At 56.7% G+C, this 12,413-nt stretch carries 12 protein-coding genes; 7 read left to right on the top strand and 5 right to left on the bottom strand.

Going from position 1 to position 12,413, the window contains the following annotated elements; genetic code table 11:
- Window positions 1-99: 99 nt before the first annotated feature.
- Complete coding sequence (locus tag AC07OV_RS11265; RefSeq protein ID WP_495092250.1) at window positions 100-993, bottom strand: LysR family transcriptional regulator; 894 nt, start codon at window positions 991-993, stop codon at window positions 100-102.
- Between the two features lie 229 nt (window positions 994-1,222).
- Between AC07OV_RS11265 and AC07OV_RS11260 the strand changes: the two genes are divergently transcribed.
- From AC07OV_RS11260 to AC07OV_RS11235, 6 genes are all read left to right on the top strand, one after another.
- A complete protein-coding gene (locus AC07OV_RS11260; RefSeq protein ID WP_495092249.1) occupies window positions 1,223-2,341 on the top strand; it encodes an alkene reductase in 1,119 nt (372 codons plus the stop codon).
- A 104-nt stretch (window positions 2,342-2,445) separates the two neighbouring features.
- Complete coding sequence (locus tag AC07OV_RS11255) at window positions 2,446-3,159, top strand: TetR/AcrR family transcriptional regulator (RefSeq protein WP_178903485.1); 714 nt, start codon at window positions 2,446-2,448, stop codon at window positions 3,157-3,159.
- A gap of 283 nt (window positions 3,160-3,442) precedes the next feature.
- Window positions 3,443-3,925 carry a VOC family protein gene (locus AC07OV_RS11250; protein ID WP_494996973.1) on the top strand — a complete coding sequence of 161 codons (483 nt, stop codon included), beginning with the start codon at window positions 3,443-3,445 and terminating at the stop codon, window positions 3,923-3,925.
- Window positions 3,922-5,142, top strand: a complete 1,221-nt coding sequence (locus tag AC07OV_RS11245) for an FAD binding domain-containing protein (protein ID WP_495092248.1) — start codon at window positions 3,922-3,924, stop codon at window positions 5,140-5,142. Before AC07OV_RS11250 ends, AC07OV_RS11245 begins: the two co-directional genes overlap by 4 nt.
- A 32-nt stretch (window positions 5,143-5,174) precedes the next feature.
- Complete coding sequence (locus AC07OV_RS11240) at window positions 5,175-5,537, top strand: DUF485 domain-containing protein (protein WP_178903488.1); 363 nt, start codon at window positions 5,175-5,177, stop codon at window positions 5,535-5,537.
- Complete coding sequence (locus tag AC07OV_RS11235; RefSeq protein ID WP_495092247.1) at window positions 5,534-7,189, top strand: cation acetate symporter; 1,656 nt, start codon at window positions 5,534-5,536, stop codon at window positions 7,187-7,189. The genes AC07OV_RS11240 and AC07OV_RS11235 overlap by 4 nt, the downstream gene beginning before the upstream one ends.
- Before the next feature lie 54 nt (window positions 7,190-7,243).
- Here the strand turns inward: AC07OV_RS11235 and AC07OV_RS11230 are convergent, their stop codons facing one another.
- Window positions 7,244-8,161 (bottom strand): AraC family transcriptional regulator, encoded by a 918-nt coding sequence (locus tag AC07OV_RS11230; RefSeq protein ID WP_495092281.1) that lies wholly within the window; start codon window positions 8,159-8,161, stop codon window positions 7,244-7,246.
- Window positions 8,162-8,324: 163 nt separating this feature from the next.
- Between AC07OV_RS11230 and AC07OV_RS11225 the strand changes: the two genes are divergently transcribed.
- Window positions 8,325-9,167 carry an SDR family oxidoreductase gene (locus AC07OV_RS11225; protein ID WP_495092246.1) on the top strand — a complete coding sequence of 281 codons (843 nt, stop codon included), beginning with the start codon at window positions 8,325-8,327 and terminating at the stop codon, window positions 9,165-9,167.
- Between the two features lie 3 nt (window positions 9,168-9,170).
- On the opposite strand, the gene AC07OV_RS11220 is transcribed toward AC07OV_RS11225, so the two are convergent.
- The 3 genes from AC07OV_RS11220 to AC07OV_RS11210 form a co-directional block, all read right to left on the bottom strand.
- Window positions 9,171-9,632: a PaaI family thioesterase gene (locus AC07OV_RS11220; protein ID WP_178924103.1), complete on the bottom strand. Its 462-nt coding sequence runs from the start codon at window positions 9,630-9,632 to the stop codon at window positions 9,171-9,173.
- Between the two features lie 93 nt (window positions 9,633-9,725).
- Complete coding sequence (locus AC07OV_RS11215) at window positions 9,726-11,291, bottom strand: DHA2 family efflux MFS transporter permease subunit (protein WP_495092245.1); 1,566 nt, start codon at window positions 11,289-11,291, stop codon at window positions 9,726-9,728.
- Window positions 11,288-12,397 (bottom strand): HlyD family secretion protein, encoded by a 1,110-nt coding sequence (locus AC07OV_RS11210; protein WP_259174493.1) that lies wholly within the window; start codon window positions 12,395-12,397, stop codon window positions 11,288-11,290. Before AC07OV_RS11210 ends, AC07OV_RS11215 begins: the two co-directional genes overlap by 4 nt.
- Between the last annotated feature and the right edge of the window lie 16 nt (window positions 12,398-12,413).

Genomic DNA, 12,413 nt, shown 5'->3' with positions numbered 1-12,413 from the left:
CGCACATTCGGGAGTGCCGGCTCGATTACAGGGTTTCGATCATTTTGGCTTTACTAAAGGCATCCCGAGTGGAATGGCGCGCTTTGCCACGTCATCTGATCAAAGCAATTCGCTTAGAAATTCGATGAACGCATTGACTCTTCTAGAGCCTCGATAATTGGGCAGATAGAGCGCTGAGATGGCCGAGCTCGCGCTATTGGGGTTGACCACAAAAGATTCAAACAAGGACGTCAGCCTTCCGCTTTCGATATCTTCGCTGACGAGCCAGTCAGGCAACAGTGCCACGCCACCGCCTGCCAGTGCGACTTCGCGCAAGACTTCGGCATTGTTACTTTTGAACCGGCCATCAACCGATATGCGGACCTCCCCACTGTCTTCCTGAAAGGTCCAGACCTGCTGCTGAGGGCCATAGCTGAAGCGCATACAGTCATGTTGCAACAGGTCGGTTGGCTGCTTTGGAAAGCCGCGTACGTCCAGGTATTCGGGGCTGGCGACTACTTTTCGGCGAAACGTACCTATGGCGCGGCTGACCACTCCGTCCATGGTTGCTGCTGTTCCCAGTCTGATAGAAAGATCGATACGCTCACCGAGCAAATCGACGATGTCATCCGACAAGGTCATATCTAATTCAAGGTCTGGATAGCGCTGTAGAAATGCACCGATATGAGGGCTGATCAATCGTCGTCCAAACGCGACAGGCACTGAAATACGTAATTGCCCGGTAGGTGCATCACCCCGATCCGTGACCGACGCATCAGCGTCAGCCATGGCACTCAGAATTTCCCGAGCCTTCAAATAATATGCGGAGCCCGCGTCAGACAAGGTGACTTGACGGGTTGAGCGATTGAGCAATACAGCGCCTAGTTCGGCTTCCAGCCCATCGATCATTCGCGTTACCGAAGAGGTTGCCAGGCCCAATTGTCTGGCCGCAGATGAAAAGCCCTTGGAGTCGACGGTCTGCACGAACATCTTCAGGGCCAGCAGCTTGTCCATAACACTCCTTAAACGGTATCAGCGCGTCTGTTGGTGCAGTTGATAGGAGGCATTTAATCGATCAGAAATTCTTCTCTGACCGCGCATGTCGAGATCCGCAGGGTGCTTTGCGCATTGCGCAAGATTGTGTTGCAGATCGCACCGATTCTCCTGTTGAGACAGCGCCGCTACCTTGCACGCCTGAAACCTATTCATGCGCGGCGTAGCCCGCTTATCTACAGGAACGCCTATGAAACTTTTCGACCCCATTACAATTGGCACTCACACTCTCAAGCATCGTATCGCGATGGCTCCTCTGACGCGCTCGCGTGCCGGTCAACCAGGTAACGTGCCGACGCAGTTGAATGTCGAGTATTACCGTCAACGTGCAAGCGCCGCGCTAATCATCACAGAGGCTTCTCAAATTTCACAGCAGGGTCAAGGTTACGCCTGGACTCCAGGTATCTACACGCCCGAGCAAGTTGCTGGATGGAAGGCCGTCAGCGATGCCGTTCATGCCGAAGGCGGTACGATATTCTTGCAGCTTTGGCACGTGGGTCGTATCTCCCATCCCAGTTTTCAACCCAACGGTGGATTGCCGGTCGGGCCGAGTGCTTTGAGTGTAGAGGGCGGCAAGACATTCATTATTGATGAAGAAGGCAATGGCGTCTGGGGTGACGTTCCAGTACCACAGGCCCTGACAATCGAGGGTATCCAGTCAATTATTCAGGACTACCGTGTTGCCGCGCGTAATGCTGTACTGGCGGGTATGGATGGCGTAGAAATCCATTCTGGCAATGGGTATCTGCTAGACCAGTTCATCGATTCCAACAGCAATAAGCGTGATGATATTTACGGAGGGAGTATTGAGAATCGTGCTCGACTTTTGCTCGAAGTCACTCAGGCAGTGATTGAGGAAGTGGGGACTCACCGTGTCGCGGTACGCCTGACGCCCATGGGGCGTTTCATGGGCATGGGAGATGCGACACCAGAAGCGACATTCGGTTATGTGGTGACGCAGCTCAACACGATGAATCTGGCCTATCTGCACCTGGTCGAACCGGTCATTGTGGGCATCGAGCGAGATGAAAACTTCGATCCGCGCTGGGACACGATCATCAAGCAGCTTCGTGAGAGTTACAGCGGTGTGCTGATGCTCGCCGGTGGGTACGATCAAAAGACTGCCGAGGCTGCACTCGAAAGTGGGCGAGGGGACATCATTGCATTCGGGCGTAACTTCCTCGCCAACCCCGATCTCCCAGCGCGTTTCAAGGCAAACCAGCAGTTGAATCCGGCTGATGGCGCCACGTTCTTTGGTGGCGATGCGACGGGTTACACCGATTACCCCGCTCTGGCAGATCATGCCTGAACTGGCGCGTGAACGTTGAACCCCATCGGTAGAGAGCCTGGCCATTCATAGCCAGTGCATTCTTTTGTTTTGTATGATGCCTCAATCAGCTCGAGCGAGGCGTTATGCAAGACTCAAAAAAGGTCAACAACAAGGCCTCCGGCAAGGTGGCGCAGACAGCCGCTGTGGTCAAATCGACCGCACGGCGTTTGTCGCCCGAAGTCAGAGAACAGCAAATCGTGCAGAAGGCGATAGAGCATTTTGCGACGTGCGGATTTTCGGGCAGTACGCGCGAACTGGCGCGCCAACTTGACGTCACCCAACCGCTGCTCTACCGATACTTCCCCAGCAAAGAAGCACTGATTGACCGCGTATACGATGAGGTCTATCAGTGGGATGACGCTTGGGAGTCCATCATAAAAGACCGCTCGGAAGGTCTTCAGTCTCGCTTGGTGCGTTTCTATACCGCTTATGCCCAGGTGATCCTGCGACGAGAATGGATTCGTATCTTCGTGTTTGCCGGTTTGACTCGCGAAGGTATCAATGATCGCTATCTGGCCAAATTGCGCGAGCGGGTCTTCATTCCCGTTATCGCGGAAATTCGCCACGCGCATGGTCTGGCGCCGTCAGCGAGTGCGACGATCAGTGAAAGCGAACTCGAACTGATCTGGAGTTTGCACGCCAGTATTTTTTACGTGGGCGTTCGAAAGTGGATCTACGATCTTCCCGTGACTGAGGACATAGACGTGCTGATCAAGCAAATGGTCGACGCGTTCCTCAACGGCAGCCCTCACACCCTGCAACAACTGGATAGCGACGCGCTCGACATCCACTCTTGAGTTGAACAGCGATGCCGCCCCTGTGCGGCGTTGAACACTGCTTTTAGACGTCTGCATTACTGGCTGTCATTACTTTCCTTGGCGATTTGCGCAAAGGGTGATGGATGGCGCGCCCCCCGCTTTCGCGCTAAGAAAACTCCCTGATACCCGCCTGATAAGCCTTCCGAATCGGCGGCACGCAGCATTGCGCGCACAAAAATATGCCCCCCAACCTATTTACTTCAAATTCGTGAAGCTCTATTGTTTATCGGGTGATAAATAAACACAAAACGTTGGAGGCATCATGCAAGTCTTGAAGCTCGCTCACTATTCAATACGCTCGTTCGATCTGGAAAAATCGAGCCGATTTTATGAAAAAGTGCTTGGGTTTACTCCCGGCTACCGGCCGCCGTTCGATTTTCCCGGCGTCTGGCTGTACATGGGCGGCGACGAGAAGGATTACGGCACGGTTCACATTATCGGGATTGATCCGAATAACCCCGAAGGCCTCAAGCAATACCTGGGTGATAAAGAAATCCTGCAGACCGGCACCGGTACCGTCGACCATATTGCGTTTCTGGTCACCGGCCTGGTCGATTTCTGGAGCGTTTTCAAAGCCGAAGGGGTTGCTTGGCGTGACCGCACCGTTCCCAGTCTTGGCCTTCATCAGGTGTTTATCGAAGACCCTTCAGGCGTGACCATCGAGCTCAATTTTCCGGCATCGGAAATTCAAGCGGTCGGTTCTTATGCAGACCATGTGGCGGCCATGGGAGGAGAGCGGTCATGACTCATTCTTCGAACAAGCGCCGGGCTATTGTTGTGGGTGGTTCTCTGGGAGGGCTGTTTGCAGCGAATATGCTATTGCGCAAAGGTTGGGATGTAGAGGTCTTCGAGCGCGTGCCGGATGAGCTTGCCGGACGTGGCGCCGGCATCGTGACGCACCCTGAGTTGTACGAGGCGATGGCAGTGGCGGGTATTCCTCTCGACACTTCCATCGGTATCGATGTGCATTCACGCGTTACCCTGGCGCAGGGCGGTAGCGTCGTACTTGAGACGGCACACCCGCAGACTTTGACCGCGTGGGGGAAGATGTACCAGGTGCTTCGCGCGGCTTTTCCAGATCCTCAGTACCGCTGCGGTGGCAATGTCATCTCGGTCGAAAGTACTCCGACGCACGCCAGTGTCACGTTGGCCAACGGGACAACCCACCAGGCCGATCTCATTATCGCCGCGGATGGATTTCGCTCGACCATTCGCCAGCATTTTTTACCAGACGTGCACCTGCAATATGCCGGGTATGTTGCCTGGCGCGGACTGGTTGATGAAAGTGCGCTCTGCGACGCCACTCACACGGCGCTTTTCGACAAGTTTGCATTTTGTTTGCCGCCTCAAGAGCAAATTCTGGGCTACCCCGTAGCCGGGCATTCCAATAGTACGGCTGCAGGCCAGCGTCGCTACAACTTTGTGTGGTATCGCGCGTGCGACGACGATGCCTTGCGCGACTTATTGAGGGATGAAAGCGGTAAACAATTTGAAGGCGGAATTCCTCCCGGGCTGATACGCGGTGACGTGCTTGATGCTATGTACAAGGCAGCCGATACCTTGCTGGCTCCCCAGTTTGCCGAAGTCGTAAGAAAGGCGTCTCAACCGCTGTTTCAGCCGATTTACGATCTTGAAGTTCCGAAGATGAACTTCGGCCGTATTGCTTTAATCGGTGACGCCGCGTTTGTAGTGCGTCCTCACTGCGGCATGGGTGTTACCAAGGCTGCCGGCGATGCTTTGGCCATTGTGGAAGCACTGGAGCGTCATGCATCTGTTGAGCTCGCATTGGCAGACTTCAGCGAACAGCGCTGCCAATTCGGGACGTCGATTGTTCAGCATGCGCGGCACTTGGGGGCCTATATGCAAGCGCAACTGAAAAATGAAGAAGAGCGCGAAATGGCTGAGTTGCATAGGACTCCGGAAGCCGTCATGCGTGAAACTGCCGTGCCTGTGAGCTTTTAATTCGGTCGTAAGCCCTTCTGCAGGAGATTCCTATGCAAGCTCTATATCCGCAAGACGGTGACCCGGCCGTGTCTGCCAATCAGTTGGAAAACGCCATCAGGAGTCCGATACTCGACAGCCCCGACTTTCGTGGGCTGGTCAAACAGCGTCGCAGATTTTCGTGGAGCATGAGCCTTCTCATGTTGACGGTCTATTTTGGATTCATCCTTTCCCTGGCCTTTATGCCCGAACGTTTGGGCACTCCGATTATTGAAGGGCAGCCCATTACCTGGGGCATCCCTGTCGGCTTTGGAATGTTTGCCTTCACCACGCTGCTGGTGGCCATCTATGTATGGCGCACTACGACCTGTTATGACCCGAAAATAAAAAAAATCATCAGGATCTTTCACACATGAAGCGTCTACTCATTGGAGCCACAGCCGTTGTTACTTCAGTGGTGGCACAGGCAGCCGAGCCCTCCATCGCCGCACAACAACATAGTTATTTAGCCATTGGTATGTTTTTAGCGTTCGTTATATTCACGCTATTTATTACGCGATGGGCTGCACGCAAAAACAACAGCGTCGCAGATCACTATGCTGCCGGTGGAAAAATCACCGGGTTCCAGAATGGTTGGGCCATCGCCGGGGACTATATGTCCGCCGCCTCGCTGCTTGGTATATCAGCACTGGTGTTTACCAACGGCTTTGATGGGTTGGTTTATTCAATTGGGTTTCTTGCAAGCTGGCCAATCATCCTGTTTTTGATTGCAGAGCCCTTGCGCAATTTGGGCCGTTATACGCTCGCGGATGTGCTGAGTTATCGGTTGAAGCAACGGCCTATACGCGCTTTTTCGGCATCCAGCTCGATCGTCATTGTTCTTCTGTACCTGGTGTCTCAGTTGGTAGGCGCCGGGAAGCTGGTGGAGCTGTTGTTCGGCTTTGATTACACGGCAGCCGTGCTGCTTGTAGGCACGCTCATGGTGATCTACGTTTTTTTTGGCGGGATGTTGGCCACTACCTGGATTCAGATTATCAAAGCAGTATTGCTGCTGACCGGCAGCGTTTTCATGGCGGTCATGGTCTTGGCCGAATTCGGCTTTAGTTTGAATCAGCTGTTTACTCAAGCAATCCGTGTCCATCCCTCTCATGTGGCAATCATGAGCCCCGGTGGGTTGATAAGTGATCCTGTGTCCGCGATCTCACTGGGCTTGGCACTTGTGTTTGGTACGGCAGGCCTTCCGCATATCCTTATGCGTTTCTTTACCGTAGGCAACGTGAAGGCAGCACGCCAAAGCATTCTTTATGCGACGGGTTTAGTCGGCATCGGCTATGCGCTAATTGTGATCATTGGTTTTGGCACCATCGCATTGGTTGCAGGCAACCCCGACTATCACGATCAGTCAGGCGGAATATTGGGCGGCGTGAATATGGTTGCGATTCATCTGGCACACCATGTCGGCGGCGAGGTGTTTCTTGGCTTCATGTGCGCGGTATCGTTTTCGACGATATTAGCGGTCGTGGCGGGGCTGACCCTTGCCGGCTCATCTGCTGTTTCACATGATCTCTATGCACATGCCTTGCGTCGCGGCGCGGCGAATGATCGTGAAGAGATGCTGGTGTCACGTGTGACCACTATTGTGCTGGGCGTTTTGTCGATTCTTCTGGCCATCGCGTTTGAAAAACAGAACATCGCTTTTATCGTGAGCTTAACGTTCTCCATCGCTGCCAGCTCCAATTTTCCAGTGCTGCTGCTGTCCATTTACTGGAAAGGCCTGACAACACGCGGCGCAGTGGTGGGCGGTTCCTTGGGACTGGTATCTGCAATCACCTTGTGCATTCTCAGCCCTACCGTTTGGGTCAAGATACTGCACCATCCGCAAGCCTGGTTCCCATACGAGTACCCGGCTCTATTTTCCATGTCGATAGCATTCATCGGTATCTTCCTGTTTTCCATCACAGACCGCTCTGCGGGCGCAGCGGGGGAGCGCGACCGATACGCAAACCAATTGGTAGATTCTGAACTGGGGACACCTGCAACGTGGAGCGCGCAGTTGAAGGTTGAGTGAGCATTATGAGAATCCTGCTCGTACGCCTTGCTCCAGGACTCAAGGTCAAGCCGGTTATTGCGCCATCAATCGTCGAAAATGCAGAGGGTATCGGCCGGTAACGCGCTTGAAGGCGCTGCTGAAGGCGCTCTCGGATGTATATCCGAAAGACCGTCCAATGTCCCCGATGGAGGCACGCGTCTCGCGCAGTACACGCTCTGCGAGTCGCATGCGCCAATGGGTCAGGTAGGTCATTGGGGCGACACCGGCGACCGTTCTGAAGTGTAATGCGAACGTCGCTCGCGACATGGCGGCTGCCTTCGCCAATGCTTCGAGTTGCCAGGGATAGCCGGGATCGCCGTGCATCAATCGAAGCGCCGGCGCAATGCGCTTGTCGGTCACGGCCCTCAACCACCCCGGGTTCAGGGGGGCTTCAGTAACAAAATGAGCGCGCAGAGTCTGGATGAACATCAGGTGGGCAAGCTGTGCAGAGGCAACGCCAGAGCCCGGTGAATTGTCTTCGCGCTCCTGAATAAGGTCATCCATCAACCAGGAAAGTTTTAGCGCTTGACGCGACGTGCCCCGCACGTGAATGGTTGCCGGGATGGCGTCCAGAAACAGCCGATCGTAGTCAGAGCTAAGTTCCACACCTGCAACGATCACATAGCAGTCATCACCACTGCCAAGCTGGACCGTTGCGCCTACGCGATTCTTGATCACATCGCCGAGGTCCACTCGCGGTGCGCCAAGGTCGCTGGCGAGGGTGAGCGAGCGAGGCCTCGAAGAGAGAAACACATCACCTTCCTCCAGCAGGATGGGCGTCGCTTCGTCATCGAACGAGAGCCAGCAGCTGCCGCGAGCCACCCCCCAGAACTTGATCGTGTCCGGCGCTGGGATGGCTATCGCCCAGGCACCGCCTGCCACCAGTCCGCCGGACATGACGGATCGTGCGTTCACGAAATGTAGGAACTCTGAAAGGGGATCGCTGTGCATGCTCAGACGATGACGCAAGTAATGCAGAGGATCAAGCATTAATAATCTGGAGTTAGAGCGTTATCTTGCAGGTGTACCGGGGGAGAGCCACCGGACAGCACGCCCTTCGCGATGATTGCGGTGGGCCTACTCATTGAACGACTACTCGTCTAAAAGGGCACCCATGACACAGCGCACTTGGTTTATTACTGGCGTCAACAGCGGTTTCGGCCGCGTCATGACAGAGCAATTGCTCGCCCGCGGTGATCGGGTGGCAGGTACCACGCGCAAGATGGAAGCACTGAGCGATCTCAAGGACAAGTATGGCGATCAACTGTGGCTCGCCCACTTGGATATGACGGACACCGTCGGCATCCAACAAGTGGTGAGCAACGCTTTCGGTGCGCTTGGCAAGATCGATGTCATTGTCAGCAATGCAGGCTATGGCTTGTTTGGCGCAGCGGAAGAGCTGAGCGACGAACAGGTCAACCATCAACTGGCGACAAACCTGATTGGTCCAATCATGTTGATTCGCGCGACCTTGCCTCACTTGCGTGCGCAAGGGGGCGGCCGAATCATCGGCCTTTCGACGTTTGGCGGGCAGGCAGTGCTGCCCGGTGGCTCTCTTTATCACGCGAGCAAATGGGGGCTGGAGGGTTTTCTGGATTCTTTGTCCATCGAGCTTGCACCCTTCAAGATCGGCGTCACGATTATTGAACCCGGCAGCGCACGCACCAATTTCCGTTTCGGTGGTGCACAGCTCGGTAAGCCTCTCGCTGCTTACAAGGACACTCCGGCCGGGATGGTGCATATGATGATCAAAGATACCTCGCGCCAGCCTCTCGGAGACCCGGCGAAGATGTCGGAAATAATCCTCGACAGTGTCGATCACGAACCTGCACCGAAACGGATTGTTCTTGGCTCCGACTCTTGGGGCATCCTCTTCAAGTCGTTGACTGATCGGTTGGCGGCGGTTGCGGATCAGAAGGCTCTCGCTTCATCGACGGACATCCCGGCCAGTGCCTGATCATCATGCTTTTTGTGGGCGCTCCATCACCAGCAACGTGGAGGTAGCGCTTGCGTAGATGCGCTCGTCGGGGCCCTTCAAGGTAGCCTCGGCAAACGCCGCCCGCCGGCCGACCGAGATGACACGGCCCTCTGCGCGCAGTGGGCCTGTCTCAGTGGTAATGGGGCGCAAGTATGAAACTTTCAGTTCAAGGGTTGTGTAGGCCTGGGTGGCTGAAAGCGTTGAGTGAACGGCGCACCCGCATGCCGAGTCGAGCAGCGTTGCAGCATACCCGCCGTGGACCGTGCCGATCGGGTTGTAAGCATGCAGGCCGGGCGTGCCTGTAAAGACCGCCCACCCGTCACCTGCCTCGACAAACGTGAAGTCGAGCGAATCGCCAATCGGCGGTCGTCCCCCGGCTGAAATCAAAGCCTGGAGGGTTTCAAGTCCGGATAGGCCGGGTGCAACTTCATTGACTAGATTCACTGATATTTCTCCAGTTGGGCCGCAGCGTTCTCGCTGGCCGGACGATGCAACGTTACTGAGCGCCTGATGCGTGGCGGCTCCTGTCGTTTAAACTCAATGGGCATTCGCGGACGGCTGCTTCGGTGGCTGCACCTTGTGCATCAACGGCACCAGCAACACCGCGACAACAAAGCACGCCATGATCATCAGGAACGCGTCGGCATAGGTCAGCGTCTGCGCCTCACGCCATGTCAGCGCCCACAGTTGATGCAGTGCGAACTGGCTCGCATCCAGGCTGTTTTGCCCAAGCAACTGAGCGTTACCCGAAAGCTGATCAAGCCAGACATTCATGGATTCGTTCTGGATGTTCAGGTGCTCGGCCAGGCGAAGGAAATGCAGGTTGGTGCGGTCGTTGAGCACCGTAGCGCAAGCGGCGATGCCGATGGCGCCGCCGAGGTTACGCATCAGGTTGAATAGTCCGGAGGCGAGTTTCAGCCGGTCGGGGGCCAGTGCACCGAGGGTCAGGGTCACCACGGGTGGCACGGTTATTTGTTGGGCGAACCCGCGTATGGCTTGCGGCAACAGCAGCTCCTTGGCGCCCCAGTCGTGGGTGATGGGGGAGAAGTCCCACATCGACAGGGCGAACAGCGATAAGCCGAACATCAGGATCCAGCGTAAGTCGAAACGGCTGGCCAGCACTGCGTACACCGGGATGGCCAGCAACTGGAACACCCCCGTGGAAAACACTGCAAGGCCGATATCCAGCGAGCCATACCCACGCACTCGGCCAAGAAACAGCGGCGTGAGGTAGATGGTGGCGAAAATACCGATGCCGGTTATGAACGAAAACAGGCAGCCCAGGGCGAAGTTTCGGTCCCACAGAGCGCGCAGGTCGACAATCGGCTCCTTGATTTCTAGGCAGCGCCAGATAAACAGGCCGCCGCTGATGGCGGTGATCCAGGCAGTGGTGGCGATGGTGCTGTCACTGAACCAGTTCCATCGCGGGCCTTCTTCGAGGGTGTATTCCAGGCAGCCGAGAAACACCGCCATCAAGCCCATGCCGATGTAGTCGGCACCCTTGAGCAACGACGGGTTGGGGCGGTCGACCTTAACCAGCATCGGCACGGCAAAGGTCACAAACAGGCCGGGCAGCAGGTTGATGTAGAACAGCCAGTGCCAGGAGGAAATGTCGGTGATCCAGCCGCCGACAGCCGGGCCCAACGTGGGCGCGAGGGACGCGATGGCGCCGATGGTAGACGCGGCGATCACCCGTTGCTTGCCGTTGAAATACATGAACGCGGTGGTGAACACCAACGGGATCATCGAGCCCCCCAGAAACCCCTGCAAGGCGCGAAACGCGATCATGCTCTGGATGTTCCAGGCCAGCGCGCAGAGCAGGCTGGTCAGGGTAAACCCCGCCGCCGAGGCCGCGAACAGCCAGCGCGTGCTCATCACTCGTGAGAGCCAGCCCGACATGGGAATCACGATGATTTCCGCGATCAGGTAGGCGGTCTGCACCCACGCCGTATCGTCCGCTCCGGCAGACAGCCCGCCGCCGATGTCCTTGAGCGAGGCGGACACGATCTGAATGTCGATCAGGGCGATGAACATGCCCACGCACATGGTGGCGAAGGCCGCGACCTTTTGCGCGGTGCTGAGGGTGGGTAACGGGCTGCTCATAGCTGGGCCTTGAGTGCGCTGGCCTGGTCGTCGAACACCTCCTGGGTGTTGACCTTGGCCATCACCGACAAGCCTGGGCGCAGGGCGCCGAATTCGGCGTCGCTGCTGTCGAGCCGCACACGTACCGGCACGCGTTGCACGATTTTGGTGAAGTTGCCGGTCGCATTCTCTGGCGGCAACACGCTGAACTGCGCACCGGTGGCGGGAGCCAGACTCTCGATGTGCCCGTGGAATTCACGGCCGGGGAGGATGTCGGCGCGGATACTCACGCTTTGCCCGATCTGCAGGCGCCCCAACTGGTCTTCCTTGAAGTTGGCGTCTACCCAAAGCCCTTTTGCCGGTACCACCGAGATCAGTTGGCTGCCGGCCGCGGCGTAGGCTCCGACCCGGGCGCGGCGGTTGCCCACATACCCGTCCACCGGTGCTCGCAGTTCGGTGTAGCCGATATTCAGTTGGGCTTGGTCGCGTTCGGCTTGCGCCTGTTGCAGTGCCGCACGCGCTTGGCCGCGCTGGGTTTCAATCACGTCGATTTGCCGGCGTGCGGCCATCAACCCGGCTTGCGCCCGGGAGTGGTCGGCGCGTGCGGTCTTCCACACCGCGTTGACCCGTTGTGCACTTTCGACCGACACAGCCTGGCTGCGCACCAGGTTCTGGTACCGCGTTTGATCATCGCCGGCCCGTTGCGACTCGGCGTCCGTGGCGTCGATTTGTGCCTTGGCCTGGTTGATCACCGCCAGTTGCAGTTGTTCGGTGGCATCCAGGTTGGCCAGGCTGGCTTGTTGCGCGGCCACGGCGCCATCGGCCTTGGCCAGGGCGGTGCGGTAGTCGCGCACGTCGATGCGCGCCAATACGTCGCCAGCATGCACGAACTGATTGTCCAGCACCGTCACTTCGCTGATATAGCCGGGCACCTTGGCGCTGATCACCGTCACATCCGCGCCCACATAGGCATCGTCGGTGTCTTCAACAAATCGACTGACCAGCCACCAGTGGCTCGCGTACCACACGCCGCCCGCCACAGCGAGGGTCAGCAAACCCAGCCGCACTGCCTGTTTGCGCCGGGATGGTTTTGCGGGTTCGGGCACAGCGCTGACTGGAGCGTCCATGGCGAAATGACCTCAT

The organism is Pseudomonas sp. GW821-FHT09A09, from assembly GCF_059418405.1.
Note: the sequence above shows the minus strand (reverse complement) of the source record. Positions and strands in the feature narration are given on the sequence as shown.